16 protein-coding genes are annotated in these 19,789 nt (G+C 40.2%); 3 read left to right on the top strand and 13 right to left on the bottom strand.

From position 1 onward, the window contains the following. Window positions 1–154 precede the first annotated feature (154 nt). The 4 genes from CXK86_RS08100 to CXK86_RS08085 form a co-directional block, all read right to left on the bottom strand. Window positions 155–640, bottom strand: a complete 486-nt coding sequence (locus CXK86_RS08100; RefSeq protein WP_076250958.1) for a hypothetical protein — start codon at window positions 638–640, stop codon at window positions 155–157. 78 nt (window positions 641–718) lie between these two features. Next, the gene (locus tag CXK86_RS08095; RefSeq protein ID WP_076250956.1) at window positions 719–1,333 is read right to left on the bottom strand and encodes a pentapeptide repeat-containing protein; all 615 of its coding nucleotides are present in this window, start codon (window positions 1,331–1,333) and stop codon (window positions 719–721) included. Window positions 1,334–1,468: 135 nt separating this feature from the next. Beyond that, complete coding sequence (locus CXK86_RS08090) at window positions 1,469–1,924, bottom strand: hypothetical protein (RefSeq protein WP_074095734.1); 456 nt, start codon at window positions 1,922–1,924, stop codon at window positions 1,469–1,471. A gap of 19 nt (window positions 1,925–1,943) precedes the next feature. Further along, window positions 1,944–3,125 carry a WXG100 family type VII secretion target gene (locus CXK86_RS08085; protein ID WP_076250954.1) on the bottom strand — a complete coding sequence of 394 codons (1,182 nt, stop codon included), beginning with the start codon at window positions 3,123–3,125 and terminating at the stop codon, window positions 1,944–1,946. 646 nt (window positions 3,126–3,771) lie between these two features. Between CXK86_RS08085 and CXK86_RS08080 the strand changes: the two genes are divergently transcribed. Continuing rightward, the gene (locus CXK86_RS08080) at window positions 3,772–4,335 is read left to right on the top strand and encodes a DUF4879 domain-containing protein (protein WP_076250953.1); all 564 of its coding nucleotides are present in this window, start codon (window positions 3,772–3,774) and stop codon (window positions 4,333–4,335) included. A 199-nt stretch (window positions 4,336–4,534) separates the two neighbouring features. Beyond that, entirely contained in the window at window positions 4,535–4,759 is a 225-nt protein-coding gene (locus tag CXK86_RS08075; protein WP_180361736.1) for a hypothetical protein, read from the top strand. Window positions 4,760–5,304: 545 nt separating this feature from the next. Here the strand turns inward: CXK86_RS08075 and CXK86_RS08070 are convergent. From CXK86_RS08070 to yaaA (CXK86_RS33110), 6 genes are all read right to left on the bottom strand, one after another. After that, window positions 5,305–5,796 (bottom strand): hypothetical protein, encoded by a 492-nt coding sequence (locus tag CXK86_RS08070; protein WP_076250949.1) that lies wholly within the window; start codon window positions 5,794–5,796, stop codon window positions 5,305–5,307. Window positions 5,797–6,092: 296 nt separating this feature from the next. Continuing rightward, window positions 6,093–6,587, bottom strand: a complete 495-nt coding sequence (locus tag CXK86_RS08065; protein WP_076250947.1) for a hypothetical protein — start codon at window positions 6,585–6,587, stop codon at window positions 6,093–6,095. Window positions 6,588–6,613: 26 nt separating this feature from the next. Further along, window positions 6,614–11,395, bottom strand: coding sequence for an RHS repeat-associated core domain-containing protein (locus tag CXK86_RS08060; RefSeq protein WP_076250945.1), 4,782 nt, complete (start codon window positions 11,393–11,395; stop codon window positions 6,614–6,616). Between the two features lie 31 nt (window positions 11,396–11,426). Continuing rightward, a complete protein-coding gene (locus CXK86_RS08055; RefSeq protein ID WP_076250943.1) occupies window positions 11,427–14,723 on the bottom strand; it encodes an RHS repeat domain-containing protein in 3,297 nt (1,098 codons plus the stop codon). 314 nt (window positions 14,724–15,037) lie between these two features. Next, the gene (locus CXK86_RS08050; protein ID WP_256720011.1) at window positions 15,038–15,532 is read right to left on the bottom strand and encodes a YaaA family protein; all 495 of its coding nucleotides are present in this window, start codon (window positions 15,530–15,532) and stop codon (window positions 15,038–15,040) included. 35 nt (window positions 15,533–15,567) lie between these two features. Beyond that, the gene (gene yaaA / locus CXK86_RS33110) at window positions 15,568–15,789 is read right to left on the bottom strand and encodes a peroxide stress protein YaaA (RefSeq protein ID WP_256720010.1); all 222 of its coding nucleotides are present in this window, start codon (window positions 15,787–15,789) and stop codon (window positions 15,568–15,570) included. A 577-nt stretch (window positions 15,790–16,366) separates the two neighbouring features. On the opposite strand from yaaA (CXK86_RS33110), the gene CXK86_RS08045 reads away from it, so the two are divergent. After that, window positions 16,367–17,827 (top strand): S1 family peptidase, encoded by a 1,461-nt coding sequence (locus CXK86_RS08045; RefSeq protein ID WP_076250940.1) that lies wholly within the window; start codon window positions 16,367–16,369, stop codon window positions 17,825–17,827. A gap of 52 nt (window positions 17,828–17,879) precedes the next feature. On the opposite strand, the gene CXK86_RS08040 is transcribed toward CXK86_RS08045, so the two are convergent. The 3 genes from CXK86_RS08040 to CXK86_RS08030 all read right to left on the bottom strand — a co-directional run bounded on the left by CXK86_RS08040 (window position 17,880) and on the right by CXK86_RS08030 (window position 19,631). Next, window positions 17,880–18,290, bottom strand: coding sequence for a hypothetical protein (locus CXK86_RS08040; RefSeq protein ID WP_076250938.1), 411 nt, complete (start codon window positions 18,288–18,290; stop codon window positions 17,880–17,882). Between the two features lie 75 nt (window positions 18,291–18,365). Continuing rightward, the gene (gene yaaA, locus CXK86_RS08035) at window positions 18,366–18,623 is read right to left on the bottom strand and encodes a peroxide stress protein YaaA (protein ID WP_076250937.1); all 258 of its coding nucleotides are present in this window, start codon (window positions 18,621–18,623) and stop codon (window positions 18,366–18,368) included. 129 nt (window positions 18,624–18,752) lie between these two features. Further along, window positions 18,753–19,631, bottom strand: coding sequence for a prohibitin family protein (locus tag CXK86_RS08030; RefSeq protein WP_083684427.1), 879 nt, complete (start codon window positions 19,629–19,631; stop codon window positions 18,753–18,755). Window positions 19,632–19,789 lie beyond the last annotated feature (158 nt).

Below are 19,789 nucleotides of genomic sequence, written 5' to 3'. Positions count from 1 at the left end.
TTACATCATTATAAAAACCGCTTAATAACTAGAGTTGATCCATGAACGTAAAAAGAGACATTCTTGACTCGCTGTGTAAAATATAAGTGACGCCAACTATTCTACTTAGCGGAGCAAAAGATATGTCTCATAATTATACGTCATCATTTAGAAGTTAGTCTCTAGGATTCTGATAACACCAATCTGGGTCATACGGTAAAGATTTTAGATTTTGCATGTCCTCCAACCTGTATACCCAATCATTGTCTGCAATCCAGAAATAATCATCAGGATTCAGCTTGAGATATTCATAAATAAAATGAAGTATCAACTCTTGATTACCATAAATATCATCCATGTGCCCGACTTGGGATAGTGATACATTAGGATCTAAACCCAAATCTTCGTGATAATAAAATTCTGTGCTTGGGCTACTAATGCTGTGAATATGGAAAATCAATGAGGATTCCTTGTCCCCTGTGAATGACTTATGATTAATATTCAGCGTTGTATACAGGAACTCTCCTTCATTTGTATACGTCTTATTATTATAGAAATAGAGAGCTACGTCCGAATGAAAAGCTGCAACAATCGTATCAGCTAGAAACTGCTCTGGTGAATATTTGTCTTTTTTTGTTAAAATAACAGCTGAAGTCCCCATCTTATTTAGCTTTCTCCCCTATTACGAAGTGCAGTTTATCTGGTGAGCCCACATTACAGGCAAGTTCGAGCATAAAATCTATTCCTTACTCAAACTTTTGTCCTGCAACCACTTTATAGCTTCCTCACCCACCAGAATATTTGGTTCTTCTGGCGTTCCGATATTGATGCTTTTTATAAAGGCTTCTTCTATTCCCCTAAGCCCTGTTAAGTTAGCACCGTGCAACAAAGTTCCTTTAAACGATGCTGAACTGACATCTACCTGATTCATATTAGCATCTCGAAAATCTGTAAGGTACAGGGAGCTGGAAATTAGCTTTGCATTTGACAAATTCGCATTTGTAAAAATGGACTCAGAAAGATCCGCTTTGGCAAACCTTGCACCTTGGGCATCTGCATCTGTAAAATCGGCATAAGACAAATCTGCCTTATAGAAATCAGCATTTACTACGTTGGTGTTAGTAAAGCTGGATGAACATAACAACGATGATGACATGTCCATATGTTCCAAATTCATGCCATCAAATGTACATTCGGTCAAAAAAGCTTGATCCAAAGGATATCCCGATAAATCGACATGACGAAAGTCTATTTCATCTACACCTAATTTTTCACCCTTTTCTCCAATGGTTTCAATCCACACTCGATGTGAATTTAATTGCTCTATGAGTTCTTGTTGGTTAGTTGTTTTCATTGCTGCATCACATTTAGTCACCCTGACGTTTTACTACTTTTCTGGAATTTTGAAAACAACAAGACAGAAAGAATCTTGAAACTCAACATTAATCTTTTCTAATAAACGATCGGCATGGTCAACGATCTTTTGCGATTATTGACTCTCAATCTCACAGATTTCAATATATTTTTTGTTTATCCAATCTAATGCTAATTCCGCTTCTTCTTTCAAGATAACGCCTCGTCGGCTTTTATACTGAAAGTTCTCTTTTGCCCACAACAATAGTATCTTTACATATTCTAATGTTTCAATTTCACATGTACTGTCCTCTTCATCTTCTTCTGCAAAGATATCTTCAAAAGTTGTGAAAGACTTATCAGATTTTATTAAGTTTACATTCCCTCCACCTTCGTATAACGTTATTTTCCCTTTCAGTAATTCGATTAAGTTTCCGATCTCTTCCTGGATCGTGGCAAAGTCTCCAAATATATCCGATCCCAAAGAATTACTAATCAAATAACCATTCTTTAATGATGAATCGATGCCTAAGTCCACGATAACTTCGTTGAAATCTTCTTTATATTCGATTGTATACCTGTATTTAATCATGTTCGTATCTCCAATCTTCTTAATACAACGGATAAGCCGATGTGATTTTCTCATTTTTTATAACAAATTCAATAGTCACTCCTGTACTGGAAGTCCCTCTATATCTATTATTTTTGAAAAGAACTTTGTTATCGAAAGCTATATTTATCTCATCAATTACTTGTTGTGGTGTCCAATCTTTCGAAAAAAACGTGGTCTTCGCTTTTTTTAGTATTCCATCTACCTCTACATTGGCTCTATACACACCATACTCATTAGGAGGATCAATATTTCCAACAACTTTCCCTTTGGTATTTGGCATACCTTCATAATGAAATCCAACCGCTTGTCCCTTTATTATTTCACCCTCGAAGATATGATTCAATGCATTACTTGTAGTTCCTTTTTTAAAAACCTCAGTATTCTTTAATTCATTGATTTTCCAACTACTCTGGTACGCATTCGCTTTCCTTGCTTCAGCCGCTTCCATATTCTTTTTAATCTTCGCCGCAACTGGATGAGAAGAAGATAAGCGAAACGGACCTTTGCCACCCGGCATACTCCCACGAACCATCTGAAATGCCATAAATAGCTGGCTGAACTTCAGAGAAGTCAACATCATCTGAGCATACTTATCGGATACAGGCTCGCCTGTGAAGGGATGAATTCCATTTTCAAAAGCTTTGATCTGCATCGCATAAATATCTTCCCCTGGCGCTTCAGCATCCGTAGCTTGCATCCGATTAAAATCTAAATGCCCCTGATCCTTCTTATATGCCTGCAGGGCTGCCTGATCCGTAACACCATTCTCATTCACAGGCATCCACATCAGCTTCCCAAACATATTGACTTGTGCCATCCGGTAGCCCTTATCATCCGAACCAGCATAATATCTTGAGGTCTTCATCATTGCTCCCGCACCTACAGCGCCAACAGTACTACCAAGACTCACCTTTTCAGCATCAACATTCTCAAATCGCGTGGCAATATCCTTCAATTCCTTAGAGGTGTTCACCATACTTTCCAGCGCCTTCTGCAATACAGGACGTGACCGCGCAAACTCATCATAAAAACGCTCCTGCGTCACACCTAGCCACATCTGCTGAAGGAACATGATCTGTCTTGTGATATCCTCCCGTATATGCTCCAATTGTTGTCTCGCCTGATCCACTTGATTCGATACGTGATGTAACTGTTCAGGGGTAACTTTAATGGTATTCATCCATTTTCACCGCTCATCTAAGATATGATAAAACTATGTTAGCAGAAGTTTAATGGCAATTACATCCGGCTAATCTCCTGATTTCACTGCATGAATCCACGCTCAGAATGATTTATATCCGTCCCTCAGCCCATACGATCTCTATGTAGGTGTATACATGTTCCAGAGGGTTTTCCTTTTACGACTACAGGATACTGTGGCATTTTACTAGAACAAGCCGAAAACTTTAACAAATCATAGTATTAATGAAGAAACTTGACTCGTGCGGATGATTAGGTGTACTATATGTTTGTATAAATGGAATATATTACAATTTAAATATTTATTTTGGAATCTTATATTATCAAGATGGGTATCAGAGCCTATCATAGCTAAGATATCAATGCGTATAAATGAGTTTTACATTTTGTCTGCAACACATAATCATTGGCAGGCATTCATTTTACATATACATTCCTACTTCATAGAGTTTTCTAGCCTGTAGAGTTCTACCTCCTTAAATTCTTTTTCAGTAAAGAAAAAAGGGGAAGAACCATCTTTAAAAGAGAGGAGGGCAAGAGGCTTTAATCTGCAAGCAGGTCTATTTGTCGTAACCACATGTTTTTGTAAAAGAATACCCATAACAAGAAAGGTGGAATTTATTGCTATGAGAAAATTGTTTAGTTTAGCTCTTATTCTTGTTCTAGTGCTTTCATTTAATGTAGCTGCCTATGCAGATGGTGACGTGACTCAAGCCAAACCTATGACAAAGGAAGAAATTATTAATTCCAAAGAATTCCGTGAAGCTGTGAAAGCGGCTAAGGCTGAATTCGAATCGCAGAAGGCTGATAATGCGGGTGGTCCAGTTCTGTTTGCGCCTGCTCCGAAAGTATCTCACATTAATGTATATGGTGTCGTATCTCCTAATGGTGGTCAAGAAATTTACGGCTTCAACAACAACCCGCTCTCCACGACCAATGATCATGGCGGGGCTTGGATTCAGTGTATTACTTTCCAGATCGGTTATGACAGCAGTCACTACGGCACACTCGCCGGCAATACAATGACTAACAACTGGTCTGAAGCTATTGATCTGGACGGTGATCGTGTCGTTGATGCTTTTGCCCATTCTTGGGTTTATGAAGCGCCTAGTACAGGTGGACAATTTGTAGGTACGGTCTATTCCATTAATATTCCAACACAGTGGACCGCTTGGATTAATGTTCGTTAACCGGAAGGATGTAATATGAATATTGGAGGAATTGGCTATGACAGCCCACTCTTCTGCTAACAATTATATTAGTATATTTTCTCAGGCGGCCTTGAAGAATGCATCTCAAGAAGGTCCAGGATGCGTGGAACAAAGCAGATGAAAAAAAAGTAGCTTCAATCCCTTAACCGATGCTGATGGTAAACTTACAGGTTCCTCCTTGATGGCGCGACATATGGAGATGGAATACAACTTGATGCTTCGTTATGGTAATAAGGAAGCCCGTGTACGCATGGACAATGTGTTTGTAGACAAAGATTCCGCAAAGGCTCTTATCCGTGCGGCTTTGGAACGAGCTAATCATCCGTTAGCAAGCACTAAAGGCTCTGCCCAGCTTGAGTTAGAAAAGCATTTATTAGAGTCCTTTCTACCCTATATGGATTGATGGACACCGATTTGATTTCTTGATCAGGCGCAGGGATATACATCCCCTGCGTCTTTTTTTGTTGTGACATTACCCTAAGAGCAGTAGCAGAGCCACTTTTCAAGGAAATTGACGAGTGTCTAGTTCAATAGGGTCAAACCTTCCAGTTCCACTTGTTTTAATATGCTCTTATTAAACGTATGGTCTCAATACGTTTAATCCGACTTTCAGGATTGGCTACGTGAATTCAATGTCACATTACAATTCATATCATTCAATTGATTTTGGAATAATATCAAGCGTTAGTTGCACCCATTGCTCTTCTCTGTAGTTGTACACATATTCTTGTGAGTTGTCCTTAAATTTAACCACAATAGGACACTGAGGAATTTACTACGACGAGCTTTAATGCTAACAATATTATTTTTTTCTATCCCTTTTTAACGGTTCAATACGTTCTTAAACCATCTTCAAGATCCTTCATATCCTTTTTATATGAGGCATACGAAGGAGGGGATATTAAATAAAGACCTTGAGGATTAGAGTCCTCAAGGTCTTATCAGTTCCTAGTTCTTAATACTATAATGTTTCATTAACTTATTAGTCACATCTTCGGGTATACCTTTGGTAAAGTTTAAGGCCACCAAATCAGTAATAGCCCTGTCTATTGAAAAACATGAGTCACTACTGTACTTGCTCATTTCATCGTTAAAACCTAAAATACAAATGCCGTAACTTCTTTCTCCCCATATTGCCCAATTCAGCGACGGCGATAACCATATAACTATTTCAGAGTTAGATAGAATAGCATCAGCAGGGCTTTCTTCTGGTCCCTGATTAAGGATATTCCAATACTCATCAGCGGTGGTACCCTTTTGTAAAACGCACCAGTTATATTGGGAAAACTCACTGTAGTAATAATTTACAGGGTCTGGATCTAAAACAGCCATAATTACAGAGTAGTCACCAAAAGTATCCATGATTTCAACACAAATTACTTTTGAAACCAAACGTGATGCTTTCTCAAACTCTTCTGAGCTTTTAATCATTTTTCTCAATTTGTCAGTCCCCAATAGAATCTTAGTTGTGACCCCTGTCGCACCCTTAGCCCAAAATTCAGCGTTGAGTTATTTAGATTCAATTGTATACCTATATTCAATCATGTTAGTATCTCCAATCTCCTTAATACAACGGATATGCCGATGGTTGCAACTCATACTCTCATTAATATTAGAGAAGATGCCCCGATGTATAACGAGGTCATCTTCTTTAAGAACGATACGGCAATTTTTATTATCCATATTAAAATGCAATATAAGAATGAACTCATTTCTCTCATTTTTCAAACAATCTTTTACTGTATTTTTGTTATGTTAATAGGGGTGTCCCAATTATCAAGATAAAAAATAACATTGGATTTAATATTTACTTTGTTCCAAACTTTCTTGTCTATAGGAAATGTTTCATCTCCAAAACTGTTTGATTTAACTTTAATATAGAAGGCTCCTTCATTTTCTAACTTTTTAGTTACCACTCCTGACAAAGGATCTTTCGTTGGTTCTTTATTAATTGAAACGATGTATAGATACTTCCCTTCATTCAGATACCGATAGGTTATTGAATCACCTTCTTTTAATTTGTTACATGATGGACTTTCAAATCGTTCTGTTTGAGTACTCCTGTTTATAGGCTTTGGTGGATCATTAACAGTTACCTTGCATGAATTACCTTTAAGGTCGACTGATATTATATGCCTGCTAGTTTGTACTGGAGTTGAATCTTTAATGAAAATAAAAAAAATGAATATGGTAATCATTAATAAAACACCTATTATTAATACCTTTCTCAAAATAACACCTCTTCCCTACAAAATACTTAATAGTATGGATTCCAACCAGTCCATCCAGTAGGTTTACCATCACTAGTAACAATTACAGTTTGCATAGTATACCCTTTGGGGTTGGCCACATAAATCATAGTAGTTACCGTACCCTTTTTAGTTACTTCAACATTGCCAAAAACTGATGCTACTAAATAGTTTACATTCCCGAATTTTTCACTGGTAACTAGACTTGTAAGTCGTGAGGAAACATCCCCCATAATTGCATCTGCTTTTCCCTTCGTGTAAGTTGTCTCATCGTAAATGCAACCAGTGCAATTATATTTTGACGCGTCCGCATAATAAACTATATTACTTTTAGGATCTACCATTACTTTCATATTTCTTGAAGTATCATTTTGTAAAACAAATGCATTAAAGACGGGATCACTTTGCTTTAAAAGTCCTTGCATTCCTTTATTGCTGTTTCTTATCGCTTTTGCTTGATTTGCAGCTTGGTTTCTTTTTTTGTGTGCGTGAACCCACATTGATGAATTGTCTTTGGATCCTTTAAAAACCCCATCCCAGTAAACCCAATCTGCTTTTAAGGAATTTAATTTCCAGTTAATGTTAAAAACATCTACATCTACGGCCACATGGCCACTCGGATCTACATATTTTAGAGGATTATTACTTACATAAGAGTATAAATTCAAACTTAATGGATCATTCAATTCTCCCTCATACGTGTCCTCACCGATGAAACGTGCCATGCCTGGATCATACCAGCGCGCTCGCAGATATTGCAGCCCTACCGTATCATCCCAATATTCTCCGGCATAGCGAAGCATATTCGGTACGGTTTCCTCTGTTGTTAACGGTCCGCCCCAGATATCATAGGTATAGCTGTTCAACACTTTTCCTGCATCGTCTACAAGGCCAACGACATCGCCATGACCATTCAACTGGTAGTATTCCAGTTTACCTGTTTGCTTGTCCTGGCGAGCCCATAATTGCCCATACAGATCATAGATATAGGCATATGTCAGCTCTGCTTTTCCAGACGTCACAGTGGCCTCAGCCATGAGTTTGGCTTCTTCATCGTAATAATAACGAATCGTTTGGTCGCCTTCCGTACGTTCATACAACAATCCATCTCCATTATAGCTGTAGGTTACCGTTTTGCCTTCACCCGTTGCTTTAATCAGACGATTCTGGCTGTCATACGTATACTGTGCATCCTTTAGACCGTATACCTTACCACTTCCGGTACTGTACCGGTTACCATTCGGGTCATAAGTATACGTTTCTTTTTGCGTACCCGTTTCGGTCTGAATCCGGCTCAATTCATCGTATGTGTATTGATCAGTTTCCCCATTCTGTGTACGGGACGTGATGTTTTTATTACCATCATATTCATAGGCGAACTGTTGCACCGCAGATGTCCCTTGAGAGATCGTGATTCCCGACAGGTCATAGCCGCTGAACTGGTAGCTTGTGCTCAGGCCCTTGCCAAACGACAATTTCTCCAGCAAGCTATTGGACGCATAACTGAATGTCATACGATCCACAGGCGTCGTTCCCGATGCTGCGAGTGCAGAGGCCCCTCCTGAACCCGTGGTAATATCCATGGAGGTTACCCGATTCATGGCATCTACTTCGCCGTGAATGCGCAAGGATTGTCCTTTGGCATCCGTTAAGGTATACCCTAGACGTTGCTGGGTATTGTTTTCGTAATCAAGTCGTGTCCCATCCGGGAACGTCAGTCCGTTCAACATCCCATCTGCCACTCTATAACTGTACGTGGTCTTTCCATGATCATCGGTCATCGATGTTCTACGGCCAATCTCGTCGTACGTATAGGATACATTCGTATCCGGTGCTTTCATACCTGTGAGCATGTTGTCACTGTTATACGTATACTCTGTTACTTTCCCAAGTCGATCCTGTTTTTTAATCAGATTACTTTTCTTATCGTAATATAACGTTGTCGCATACCCGGCTGGACTCGGATGCGTCTGTTTAATGAGTCTTCCCAATTCATCATACTGTTTTGTGACTGTTTGCGTATTCGGTGATACGATCTGTGTCACTTGGCCCTGATAGCTATAGAAGTAGCGGCTTGTCTCTTGCTTCGGTGTTGTCACTGTTGTGATCTGTCCAAGCGCATCATACGTATAGGTCGTTCGTTGACCGTTACCATCGATAGATGCAATTACGTTACCATCGATATCATACTCGGTTTGTTGTAACGGAACATATGCACCATTCCGATATTCTTCCACCGCCGTCACTCGACCAAGTAAATCCTTCTTCTCCCGTGTTTGATTGTCAGCGGCGTCCTTATAGGTCACCGTTTGGGCCACAGCATCAATGTTGGTTGTTTCGATGGTCCCGTCTGGATACTTTGTCTCTATCGCTTGTCCAAACGCGTCGACTACAGCTCTCGTAACATTGCCTTCAGCATCCTCAACAGCCGTAACATTACCTTCGCGGTCATAGGCGTATTTGTACGTAGCCTGAGCCGTCTGCTCTTCTACCAAAAGACCTAACGGATTATACCGCTCGGTCGTGACAATGCCATCTGGCGATGTATTTGTAATGATGTTCTTAACATCATCATACGCCGTAGTTGATTTCGTACCATCAGCATGTACGATTTGTAGAAGTCGCCCTCTCTTATCATACTGATAGGATTCCTGTTCCCCGGATGCATCGGTTGTCTTTTCCAGTTCACCAGCATTCGTATATTGATACGATTCCACGAGGGCTTCTGCTTTACCAGCAGCATCATTCACGGTTATGGACTTGGATTTCACCAAATGCCATGCATCAGCCTGATAACTCAACATCGCTACGCTGTCTTTAGCTAAATAGCCGCCTTTATCCGTGGTGCTGGTGACTCTTCCTTTATCATCCAGCTTCACTTCCGATTCAGTGAGCAACTGCCCGCCGTATCCATTTTTAGTTGTGCTCCGCAGAACGGAACCTTGGCTGTTATAGGTTGTTTCGGTGTATCTCTCCAAGGTACTATTAATCTTGCTGGTCGAACGAATAGGTTTGATCCAGTGATATGGAGCCTTACTCGTTTCATACGCATAAGTGGATTCTTGTCCGGTACTGCGCTTTTCTGAAGTCACCATTCCATTGATATCATAGGTCATGGTCGTGGTTAGCTTCTCGCCTGCACGTCCACCCTCACTAACCCACTCCGTCATTTGAGTCGGAAGGTTTCGCTTCGTCTGGTTATCGTACTGCAACTCCGTTGAATAAGTCACGTCATCTCCAGTTAACGTGTGCTTATCTGCGCGAACCAAATCTGGATGAGCTGCAGCGCTAAACGTTTTGGAAAACGTCCAAGTATCTGCGGTGTTCTCTGCTTTCACTTTCGTTGTCCATAATGCGGATTGACCGTAAGAGTCCAGATCTTCTCCAGAGTACTCAAAGTTAACCTTGTCCAGAACGCCTTCGCCATCCGTTGTACTAAACTGGCTCTTGCGCTCTCTTACTTGGAATACGAAATGAGAGGAAGCTTCGCCAATCTGCTTCAGCGCCGGAATATATGCATAATCCGTTATAGCTGATGAGGGGCTTGTAATGCGCGATAGCAACGCTGTATGCATCACACCTTGAGCATTTTGGTTACTTTGCAAGTCAGGCAGGAAATTGAATTTGGATTCCGGATAATAGTACGTATACGTCGTTGTCCGATCAAGAGCATCTGTGTATTCTCGCAAAATGCGAATGCCTTCGTCCTCGCGTTGCGTGTACGTTGCTTTCCGATCTGTTCCGGCAAGCTGTACAGTAACCTTCAGGTTGTCATAAGCAAATGTCAGCGCCTGACCTTCGCTGTTTTCAATTCGTGCAATAGCTTGGTTTCCGTTCAATGTCGTATAGTCAAAATTCACGGTATTGCGGTAGCCATCTGTAATTTGCAACAGCTCTCCGGCTTCATTAAATAGATAATCGTAGCCGTTTCGGATGGATAGACGATAACTGCTAGATACGCCATTAACAGTCATGGTCGCATCTCGCTTAACGGTTAAATCATTCCATACGTAACCTTCCAGTTCCAGATTAGCATTTAAGCGGTAGTAGCCCACGCCTGGAATAAGAATATACTGATGATCGCCACGCTTTTCCATGAAAGGAATGTCCCAACGCCAGCCTTGCCCCAATCCAGCAGAGAGTTCTTCCTTGCGTGGCGTAACCATATTGGAATACGTCTGTGTGGTTTCGTCATATTCAACGCCCAGCTGTCCACTCGCTCTAGCGCTGTCATAGACGCGTGTCAGATCGAACGAAATGAGACCAGGTAGAGAAAGGTCAGTACTCTGAATCATCATTTCCCCTGTAGCAGTTGAGATGGATTCTGCTCCATATGACGTCATATAAAGCGATGCATCATCTCGGATATCTACATGGTTAAGTCCAGTTTCGTCCACGGTTGTTCCTGTACCTGGCGCATCCTCATTAAGAGCATTAATCGAGAAGTTATTTTGCTGTGATGATCCGGAAGGGCGTAGCCCCTCCATTTGGATCGGTTCACTTATTTCTTGTGCTTCTAGCCATTTCTCAGCAGCCTCGCCGCCTGTGCGATCTGTCTGTAAAGCTTTATACAACTGGTACAGCGAGTAACCTTGATCTAGTTTTTTCTCAATCCAATCTTCTTTAATACCAAATTGCTCTTTTAAACTATGGATTGTAATGTAGGTAGCGGAAGGGAGGGAATCCCTACCCTCAGCCGCCGCTGCTGCTTGTCCTCCATATCCAAAAGAACCGAACCCACTAAGAACCAATATGACGCATAACCAAATAATCGTTATTTTCTTAAACACTCCATCACCTCAACCTAGATTTAGACAATCATTAATTAAATGGGAAAATCTTTTTCGTTCGTTTCGTTAAATTACCGTTGCGATCATACTCAAACACAATTTGATCTCCTGTAAATAGAACGACTTTAAGCAATTGATTGCCATAGCCGTACTCATAGCTATTGTCATTACGAATGTTCATCCATGCTGCTTTTATGGCTCCCTGAATCGGTTTTCCTTCTTTTTCACTTAGCTTGAGATAATAATTCTGTCCACCTTCAAGCTCCCATTCAAGAACGGTATATTGCTCACCATATACCTGTTCTTGCTCTATTGAAGCAGCTACCGGAATGCTCAATTCCTTATCTGAATACAATTCGATCCGAGGTTCAATGGAAAAATCACCTGATTCCTTTATGGCAATCCGATACTTGTCAGAGCTATACGGACTAAAACGGTAGTATACATTCCCTTGCTGAACTGTCGGAAGCACCGTCTCTGTGTTTTCATACAAAGTCAGAAACTCCACTTCCACTTCCTTGACCGTAAAGTGCCGATAAGCACCTACAAATTTCAGCGTTTGAGCTGACACGTTATGCACCTGAATGTCAGACTTTCCAGGTACAAATTGTCCTCCTGTAGCGTTCTTTCCTTCCTTAATAACCACTTGATTCTGATTCCGAATAACGTAATCATAGGTTCCTCCTTCAGAAGGAGAACCAACGAGTATAGCCTCATAAGGTGAGGTGTTCGAGAACAAGAGCGTGTTATTTGGCGTCAAATTCCGCTTGATAAGTGCAGGCTCCTGACTTGAGCTGGCTGTCACAGGAGAATGATATTTAATCGTTACAGGTTCCGTAGATACTACGGTAACAACAAGCGTTGCACCTGCTGGAATATCCCATGTTGCATGACTCATACCTTCCACGAAATACAATGCTTTATTAGATTTATCGTAGACTGTATAATCCACAACGGATGCTACTCCTGCGATTCGTTCAATTTGAGCAGGTTTTGAATCCGGATTCGTAAATACTGCGCTCTGCCCTTGGTTAACAGTGATTTCCGATTCTGGTGAAGGGACTTGATCATCTTGTCCACGGAAAACGCGGTAAATCCCACCATACGTTATGGGTTGATCCGAGATGTTGGTAACAACAACTTTTTTACCACCCAAGACATACGCCTCGATCGCTGTTGCTGTTCTACTGCTTGACACTGTTCCATCTACGTTGTAAATCGTGTAATCATACACCCGTCCCGCGCTGCTGGAAGCATCATTTCGAAGCCTTTTTGGATCTGAGCTTATGTTGGTGAAGGCATAGCTCTCGCCTTTGTTCAACGTTACGCGCAGATAAGCTGGTTCCTGGCTGTCCACTACAGAGAAATCATCCGTGTATTCAAATATTACAGGTGTACTTCCCCCTACGGTAATGACGGCTTCACCACCAGAAGGAATGGTAGCGAGACTTACATTGCTATTGAATTTGTCACTATGTGCTCTACCGTCTGCCTTATACACCACAATATCAAACAGTGCACCTAATTTTTTGGCGTTACTCCGTATTGGGTTGCTGAGTGAGCCTCCATTATGGAATTTGACCGATTGACCCGGTGATACAGTAATCTTAGTTAGTGCTTCATTTGGTCGATCCTCTACATCAAAAATGGTGTAAATCGCCCCTATGGTTACAGGTTGAGCAGATACACCTGTAATTACTGCTTTATTTCCATAGTAAACAACTGGTTCAACCGTTGTTGCTTTTCTTGTACTCCGTTCTGTACCATCTGGATAATAGGTGACGTAATCAAATATCCGCCCTTGGGTGGTGGACGCATCACTGTCGAGATATTCCCGATCAGTAGTGTTATTCCAAAATGTCACGCTTTCTCCCTGTTTGAGTGTTACGCGATGGTACGCAGGTTCCATGCTTTCTTCAACCGAGAAATCATCCGTATAACTAAACTCAATTGGGACTTGCCCAACTACAGTCACGACTGCGTAACCTTGTGAACGAATGATCGGATTTGTATTTTTGTTGAATCCATCCGAATGAACGACGTTTTCTGCTGTATAAAGAACATAGTCAAAAAGGGCTCCATTGGAACTGCTGGCATTGTTTTTTATCGGATTGGCCAACGAACCATTATTACTGAAAATCATAGATTCTCCAGGATATACAGTGATTCGAGTAATTGCATCGCCACCGGCTTTTTGGACATCAAATGTCCGATAGGGCACACCATATGTTACAGGCGTTGCTGTAACCAAAGTTACAACGGCGGTTCTTCCTGCTGCTACAGTAGGTTTAGTGGTCGTATTCGTCCCTGTAGAACTTTCCGTTCCATCCGGAAGATAAACAACGTAATCATGCTTATCTTTGGTCGTTCCATCCGTTTGGAGTGCATCGGATTTGGAACTGATATTAGTGAACTGGTAGCTATCTCCCTGATATAGCGTTGTACGCGTATAGGCTGGCTCATCGCTCCATTCACCGGTATAGACTTCATAGGGAAAACCAACACTAACAGGCTGTGAGCCCGCTCCAGTAATAATGATTTCGTTCCCTCCCGCAAGTGAAGGTTTCCCAGTCGTTTCGAAATTGGAAGCTACAAGACTACCATCTTCTTTGTATGAAGCGTAATCTATCTTCCTGTCCTGAGCTGTGGAAGTATCGGCACTTAGAACTCTTGACTGTGTCCCTTCATTAAAGTATCGATAGCTCTCTCCTTTGGATAACGTAACCCTAAGCATGGCTGGGTTAGCTGATACACTGTAAGAAAATTCTGAACGGATTGTCACTGTAAACGGATTCTGACCCGTAGAGGTGATTACAGCTGTATAGCCTGAGCCTACTGATAAACTGCTAATAGAGTTCATGTTTTCGCTCATGATGCTGCCATCTGGTCTATAAATAACGTAATCGTATGCACTGCTTCTTGAAGTCGCGGCATTGGTACTTAACGATCTTGCGGCACTTCCGTTATTCGTGAACGTATAGGAATCTCCGGGACTCATGGTCAAAGTTCCATCTGCCATGGCCATAGCTTGAGGAGAGAAAGAGTTTTCCCCATATGTATCATCAGTTACCGTCGCTTCATCTTCTGCTTCTTCGATAACTTCATCTACACCTTCTGGTTCTTCGTAGACATCCGGATCAATAACATCTAGATTCTCGCCGTCTGTTAAAGCTGATTCCTCCATAGAAACATCAACATTCTCCGCGCTACTTTCACTTGTTATTATGGCATCCGATTGGTCCGAAAGCGCATAACCGCTAGTCGGATACATGGTTCCAATCAACAACAAAGCCATCAGAAAAACAATAAAACCTTTTCTTAAACTCATGGAATTCATATTCCTCCTTTATGTTTTTTATCCATTTACTCCCTCAACAGATGTATAAATGGAGCCTAATAAATCATTATCGTCATTTTCCTTATTTTAGGACATAGTAAATTAGTCCCTAAATTCAGGGACTTTTTTCCTTTTATATCTCAGATAACAATTTAAAATATAACCTGTCATTATCCTGATACAAAATATATTCCTATTTTGATTAGGACTTAGATTTAATATCTGAAAAATAAAAAAGCCGCCAGTTGGCGACTTTTAATTGAATCAAATAGTTATCATTCTGGTACATGATCAGCGCACAGCAGCTACTGTACCTCTGCTTGTATAAAAACAAACGTACTCTCGTCGGATCGTTCTTCTGAAAAAGCGAAATTCAACCGATCAAAGTTTCTTACATCCCTCACATCTGTAATCTTATGCTCTGCCATATAACGTACCATTTCACCTCTGGCCATCTTGGCCCAGGTTGCCTTTTCAACAAGCTTCCCATTGACCATTTGTCCGAATACACAAGTAATGAACCGGGTTTCCTCACTCAGAAAAGGTAAAATATTTTTGCTATACTCTTTGGAAGCCAAATTAAGAATACAGTTGCTGTCCGCTTGAAGTTGATCTGCCAACTTGCTGCCCCAGAATTGATAGAGCGATTTGAAGCCCGGACCTTGTAACTTGCCCTGCATCTCCAACCGATAAGGGGTAACCCCATCCAAAGGCCGCAACATGCCATAAAAACCGGATAAAATACGTAAATGCTGCTGAAGATACTCTAATTCCTCATTTTGAAAAACACCCGGAGCCATATATTGATACTGAATGCCCTCATAGGCATAGATGGCTATGTAAGATTTTCCTTTATATTCATATTCTGAATCCGTTCCACGTTCTGTTCGGCGATTGCATCGTTACACTTCCACATCGCTTTGAGTTCGTCATAGGATAACTCTTGAAGCAGACTCATTAGCTGTTCTGACTCGTTTATAAACTGCGGCATCTGCGCGATAGCCATAAGATCGGTATCAATCTTCATCTTTTTAGCTGGTGATATGATAATTCTCATCGTGCTAATCCATCCTTAATCTACCGTTGTTTTTGTCGTTATCCATTGTACAGGATTGGGCAGGCGAATCCAATGTCTAGCGCGTTCATTACAACTCGAAAAGTTCAATTGGTTTTTGAATATGGATTAGGCATAAGTTGTACTCATTGCTCTCCTCTATAAGTGAAGGGGGTTATCCTTCATTTTGACGACTACAGGATACTGTGTCGTTTTACTGCGACGAGCAGTAATACTAATAATACCATGTTTATCCATACCCCTTTCAACAGTTGACCACATCAAAAATCATCTCCAAGTTTTGTCATATCATTCTTATAAAACCCATACAATAACGTCATTTAATAGAATGCTTCTTTAATATAGTCAAAAAACCGCCGTCTATCGACTCGCTACAATAAATTTAGCGTGTACGCTCAAAGATATTCGACTCTGACCTGTATTAAGTATCATATTTCCACCTTTGTTAAATGTTATATAATGTAGTATTTTGTCACTTAATCAGGTATTTCTTCCTATTCAAAATATAAACAAAAAAATCCATAATAGATCTAAATTAATATAAGGAGGTTATATAAAATTGAAGAAACGATCTATGCTTCTTAGTTTTGGTCTTTTACTTTCCCTCTTTGCAGGCAGCACTTCCTCAGAAGTTTATGGTGCAGATGACACAAAACAGTCCCCCCTTTCGGAGTCTATAGTTAGCGATATAAAGGATATATCTCCAATTGTTACATTTCCAGAAGATGAGATGGCTCGCGAACTTGAATTTAATGAGGAAATAGTTCAAAAACATCAGCGATACCGAAAGTCAAATAACCTCGATTATTCCAATCAGGCTATCATGAACGCATTAAATTCTTCTAATGCAAGAGATACTATTCCAAAATATAGTATAGCGCTCACTGAAGAAGAGGAAAGATACATTCAAGAAAGAGATGAGCTTATGAATAAGTATGGACCCCAAATATCAAACTTACTCACTAAAAATGGTGTAGTATCTGCAAAAGGTCCAAATAATGACATAATAGAAAAATATAGTGATATTGGAACATTTCATCAGGAAAAAGAAAACGGATTAAAATTTGTTATTGGTTTCTCGGTAGAAAATGAAGAAGTCAAAGAAATTAAAAAAGCAATTGAAGCGCTTGTCCCAGCAGAATATTTAGAAATCAAGAAAGTAAATTTCTCAGAGGCCGAACTTGTAAGCGCCTATGAATCTGTGATAAATGAAAGTAAGCAGCTTGGGATTCCTTTCGAAACTGTTGCTGTAAGAGTAAAAGAAAATGTGGTTGAGATTCAACTTGCCGACAGTACGAATGCAACGAAGTTAATGGCATCTAGCCCAATTAAGGCGCTAACTGTAGAAAATGATAATATTTATAAAATAGTGACTGGCAAGTCGAATGAAAAACTGGATGCAAGAAACACTAAGCTTGACACTATGGTTGGTGGATTACTTATCGCTGATACTGCAACAAACTCTACAAATTCTATAAACTATTGTACAATAGGAACCTTGGCCACAAAGAGTAGTGATCGCTTTATTATCACAGCTGCACATTGTCTCGAATCATGGAATACCAATAATGCATACCAAGGCGGTTCATTAGTTGGAACAGAGCATTTTTCTTATAACGGAAACTATGCCGACGTAGGTGTTATCAAAGTACCGTCTACTAAAAAAATTTCTAACTACGTCTATAAATATTCTTGGACGGATAGCAAAATCACTTCTTATCAAACAAGTACAAATTCCCTCAATGTAGGTGACAATGTTTGTTTATCTGGGGCAACTAGCGGTTTTAGCTGCGGATCAGTTACAGCAAAAAACATCACCTCAATAGGAAACAGTGGGTATATGGAGGCTGATGTTGTTTCTCTTGGAGGCGATAGCGGAGGAACTTGGTGGTATAACGGAGTTTTGATTGGCATACACAGATCTGGTGACGGCGCTTCGTTTGCAAGATTCTCGCATATTTCTAATGCAAAAGCCTATGGTGGGGATTGGACTCCATATACATCAGATACAGCTAAATAATTGTAAGAACTAATTCAAAAAAGCGATCTAGCTAGATCGCTTTTTTTCAATTTTATTCTGCTATATTTATTTCTTTGGCAATAGATGTTGGAGGAACAGTATCAAGATGTTCTTTTTCAGCAACATAATTGATTTTCACCCCAATCTCCAGAGCATTAAAATCTTTTTTTTCTAGTGAGATGTCTTTTAGGTCTAGCCATTCTAAGTTATATTTATTTTTTTTTAAAATCTCCTGAACGGTTTGACCCGTAATTTCTTTTAGGTTTGACTGTAACTCGGGATTTTTTGTGTCTAATGCAAGCAGAATTTTCTTCTGTCCCTTTGACTCCTGCTTTGCAAGGACAATAGCCTCAGACGTCTTTAGAGCGTCTTGCTGTTCTGTTGAATTGTTAGAATGGTCACCTTTACCGCTACAACCTGTAACCATAAGAATCAAAATGAAAACAGACAATATAGATTTCAATGTCTTCCTCTCCTTTCCAAAAGTACTTATTAGACGGTTAAAGTAATGCGAAGGTTGCAAGCCAACGGAAAGTAACTATTGCGAAACCAAACGTGTCTTACGTTTTTCTGTGTTTGGCCAATTTGCTTTTATATTCATATTCCGAATCCGCTCCACATTCTGTTCGGCAATTGCATCGTTACACTTCCACAACGTTTTGAGTTCATCATAGGATAACTCTTGAAGCAGACTCAATAGCTGTTCTGACTCGTTTATAAAATGCGTCATCTGCGCGATAGCCATAAGATCGGTATCGATCTTCATCTTTTTAGCTGGTGATATAATAATTCTCATCGTGCTGATCCATCCTTAATCTACCGTTGTTTTTGTCGTTATCCATTGTACAGGATTGGACCGGCTTGTTCATTAGAATTCAACACATTAATTTGTTAAGAAAGTAAGACGTGCACTTCAAACCACTAATTAGGGAGATACGCTTCCCGCGCCACTATTTTGCTCTACTTTAGTACCCGGTAATTGAATCATTGGCGTGTTTGACCCACTTACATATGGAAGGGCTCCATCCCATTTCTTGATGGTTTCATATTCAACGAGTTGACTCGATAATGATTGTTGAAGCTCTTTATTTGCTTTAGCTTGACCTTCTGCTTCGATCAATAGTTTGTCTGCATTACCTTGCGCTTCCACGCGCTTACGATCTGCTTCTTTTTTGGCGATCTCAAGTTCAGTCGTTTTACGTTCCAGTTCTTGAGAAGCTTCAACACGCTTATCGATTGCTTCCTGAGTCTTAGCGTCAGGTTGAGGAACACCTACAGTAACGTTTGATACAATAAAGCCTAAATCTTTAACGTCATCAGAAAAACGTTGTTGCACGTCTACTCCTGCTTCGGATGACTTTTCACCATACACATCAATGACTGTAAACTTGGAGATACCTTTACGAGCTGCGTCACGGAAACGTGTTTTGAGATATGTATCCTCAATTTCTTGAATGCTAATTGGCCCAAATGTATTAAAGATAGAAGATACTTTACTTGGTTCTACTTGGTAGTTGTAAGCAAAATCGATTGTGATGTTTTTCCCGTCAGAAGTAGCAATCTGAATATCTCTGTATTCCACCGTTTGAATTCGGATCGGATATTTCGTCACTTTATCAAACGCTCCAACGAGTTTCCACCCTTGACTCAGTGTGCTATCTTTTACGCCTCCATTGGGTGAATAAACGACCCCAACATATCCATTAGGAATTCGTGTTAAAAAGAAGGTCACCAGTAATACTCCTACAATAATAACGAATGCAACTGTAATTGCCCCTACTCTAAACGTCTTTGAATTTTTCATCACCATTCTCCTCTTGTTTGAATTTATTGTATTTCTTCAGAATTCTACTACCTATTTTATTGAATAGCGGGATCATTAATGCCCATAGAATAAATGCTAGGATCAAGATTAAAATGATTCCCCCAATAAATGGCATATTCGTCCTCCCCTCTTTGGAT

Source organism: Paenibacillus sp. BGI2013 (assembly GCF_002843485.1).
Lineage (GTDB): Bacteria > Bacillota > Bacilli > Paenibacillales > Paenibacillaceae > Paenibacillus > Paenibacillus amylolyticus.
Note: the sequence above shows the minus strand (reverse complement) of the source record. Positions and strands in the feature narration are given on the sequence as shown.

Coding starts and splice junctions, on each gene's coding strand:
- CXK86_RS08100 (WP_076250958.1), bottom strand. CDS start 640: ATGGGGACTTCAGCTGTTATTTTAACAAAAAAAGACAAATATTCACCA.
- CXK86_RS08095 (WP_076250956.1), bottom strand. CDS start 1,333: ATGAAAACAACTAACCAACAAGAACTCATAGAGCAATTAAATTCACAT.
- CXK86_RS08085 (WP_076250954.1), bottom strand. CDS start 3,125: ATGAATACCATTAAAGTTACCCCTGAACAGTTACATCACGTATCGAAT.
- yaaA (WP_256720010.1), bottom strand. CDS start 15,789: ATGAGAATTATCATATCACCAGCTAAAAAGATGAAGATTGATACCGAT.
- CXK86_RS08055 (WP_076250943.1), bottom strand. CDS start 14,723: ATGAGTTTAAGAAAAGGTTTTATTGTTTTTCTGATGGCTTTGTTGTTG.
- CXK86_RS08050 (WP_256720011.1), bottom strand. CDS start 15,532: ATGGCTCCGGGTGTTTTTCAAAATGAGGAATTAGAGTATCTTCAGCAG.
- yaaA (WP_076250937.1), bottom strand. CDS start 18,623: ATGAGAATTATTATATCACCAGCTAAAAAGATGAAGATCGATACCGAT.
- CXK86_RS08030 (WP_083684427.1), bottom strand. CDS start 19,631: ATGAAAAATTCAAAGACGTTTAGAGTAGGGGCAATTACAGTTGCATTC.
- CXK86_RS08080 (WP_076250953.1), top strand. CDS start 3,772: ATGAGAAAATTGTTTAGTTTAGCTCTTATTCTTGTTCTAGTGCTTTCA.
- CXK86_RS08090 (WP_074095734.1), bottom strand. CDS start 1,924: ATGATTAAATACAGGTATACAATCGAATATAAAGAAGATTTCAACGAA.